General features: G+C 61.6%; 2 protein-coding genes. Both read right to left on the bottom strand.

What is annotated here, in order from left to right:
• Nucleotides 1-67: 67 nt before the first annotated feature.
• Nucleotides 68-835, bottom strand: a complete 768-nt coding sequence (istB, locus tag M3B11_RS13270) for an IS21-like element helper ATPase IstB (RefSeq protein ID WP_259833255.1) — start codon at nucleotides 833-835, stop codon at nucleotides 68-70.
• A complete protein-coding gene (istA, locus tag M3B11_RS13265) occupies nucleotides 832-2,082 on the bottom strand; it encodes an IS21 family transposase (protein ID WP_259877941.1) in 1,251 nt (416 codons plus the stop codon). Before istA ends, istB begins: the two co-directional genes overlap by 4 nt.
• Between the last annotated feature and the right edge of the window lie 74 nt (nucleotides 2,083-2,156).

The raw sequence follows: 2,156 nt of genomic DNA, 5'->3' as shown, positions 1-2,156 counted from the left end.
ACGGCTGAATTTTGACCCCTTAGCGACGGCTGAATTTTGACCCCCTGTTGTTGTGGTTGTGTTGGTTTCAGTCGTTTTCCGTTAGTAGTTCGCGGCGTGTTTTGGTGCGGTAGGAATCGCCGTCAAGGGGTAGGACTTCGGCGTGGTGGACGAGTCGGTCGATCATGGCTGATGCGACGATGTCATCGCTGAAGATCTCGCCCCACCGGCTGAAGGACAGGTTCGAGGTGATCAGGATCGATCCTTGTTCGTAGCGTGCTGCGACGAGCTGGAAGAACAGGTTCGCGGTCTGGGCGTCGAAGGGCAGGTAGCCGAGCTCATCGATGATGAGCAGCCGGAAGCGGCGTAAGCGTTTGAGTTCTCGTTCGAGTCCGCCTGCGGTGTTATGCGCTGCGGCCAGGCGGTTGGCCCAGCCGGTGGCCGTATCGAAGGCGACTGGGTAGCCGGCGTGGCAGGCTTTGATGCCCAAGCCGATGCCCAGGTGGGTCTTCCCGACTCCTGGCGGGCCGAGCAAGATGACGTTCTCGGCTTTGGCGATGAAGCCACAGGATGCCAGGTGTGCCAGGACATCGCGGCGCAGTCCGGGCTGGTAGTCGGTGTTGAAGTCCTCAAGAGTCTTCACCGCCGGGAAGTGCGCGCCCGCGATCCGTAGCGCGGTGCCGTTGGCTTCCCGGTCGGTGACTTGACGATCTAACACCGCGGCGAGGTACTCCTCGTGTGACCATCCCTGCGCGCGTGCTGTCTCGGCTAGCTCGGCGTAGACCTTGCCGATCGTTGGGGTCTTTAGCGCTTTGACCAGATGTCCCAGGGTCGATTCGATTCGTGTCTGGCTCATGCGACGGCCCCCTTATCAGCGCGCGAACCGGTCGTGAGCCCGAAGACACTGTCATAGACGCTAAGAGATCGTGTCGGGACCTCGACGCCGCGCGGCTCGGCTGCTGGCCGCAGGGGCCTGGTCGAGTACTGGGCGCGTAGCTGCTGGGCTATCTCGACATGCTCGCTATCGGTGATCACCTGGTGACGGTCCCAGCAGCGGAGGTGATCGGCCACCAGGCCCCCTTCGCACCGGACCTGGACTCGTGTGGGCGTGGCAGCGACATCAACAAGGCGTCCGATACAGCGCGGGTCAACGGAATAGTCGTTGCCGTCCAAGCGGACATAGTAATCCCGTGGCAGTCGCACACGCGCCCGTAACCCGGTCACCGGAGCCTGCGGGGGCAGCCGTGTCATCGCAGCCAGATCCGCAGGAAGCTTCTCAACCGGTGCCGCGCCTAAGGACCGGATCGTGCGAGTATTCGCCTTCGAAGTGATCCACTCGCTCATCTGAGAGTTGAAATCTTCCGGGGACCGAAACTTCCGACCCGGCAGGAACGAGGTCTCAAGGTACTGGTTATTGCGCTCAGTCATGCCCTTGAACTCCGGATCCCGCGCCGGTGCGATCACCATCCGTGTAGCTAAAGTGCCAGCGAAGGCTGCCACCGGATCCAACGGTTTGCCCTTCGGAGCGATCGCTGCTTCCCGATCCCAGATCAGTGTCTTGGGCACCGCCCCAACCGCCGCGATCAGCTGCCACATCCCAGCCAGCAGATCCCCGGACTGCCGCGATGGCAGCATCACCGCAGTCAGGAACCGTGAGAACGTCAACGTCATCACCAGCACCGGGAACACCAGCACATTACCCATGCCCGTCGGAATCCTAGGTTCAGGGAACCACAGATCCATCTGAGCCACCTGACCGGGCTCGTGCACCAGCCGATCAGCAGGATCGACCCCGACATACTCGGGGCGGATCACCCGCAACCGATCCTTCAGCACCGTCAACGAATGCGTGAACCCGACCCGTTCAGCAATCACCGTCGCCGGCATCTTGGGATAATCCCGCAGCAGCTTGCGGATCTCAGGCTCATACGCATCGACCACAGACCCGGTCTTCACCCTCCTGTACCGAGGAGGCTCTGCCGAAGCCAACGCCGAACGCACCGTGTTCCGCGCCAATCCCAACCGGCGCGCGATCTCCTTGATCGGAACACCCTCAGCAGTGTGCAACCGGCGTATCTCAGCCCAATTCTCCATCGAAATCATGCCTCCTAGCATGTGCGACAGGGGTCAATTTTCACCCGTCGCCTAGGGGTCAGTATTCACGCGTCGTTGACATG

It is taken from the genome of Brevibacterium sp. p3-SID960, from assembly GCF_025144725.1.
Classification (GTDB): Bacteria; Actinomycetota; Actinomycetes; order Actinomycetales; family Brevibacteriaceae; genus Brevibacterium.
The sequence above is the reverse complement of the archived record's forward strand: the minus strand, read 5'-3'. Positions and strand labels throughout refer to the sequence as shown.

Bases quoted from the DNA above. Each gene is read 5' to 3' on its own strand.
- istB (WP_259833255.1), bottom strand. From the start codon at position 835: ATGAGCCAGACACGAATCGAATCGACCCTGGGACATCTGGTCAAAGCG.
- istA (WP_259877941.1), bottom strand. From the start codon at position 2,082: ATGATTTCGATGGAGAATTGGGCTGAGATACGCCGGTTGCACACTGCT.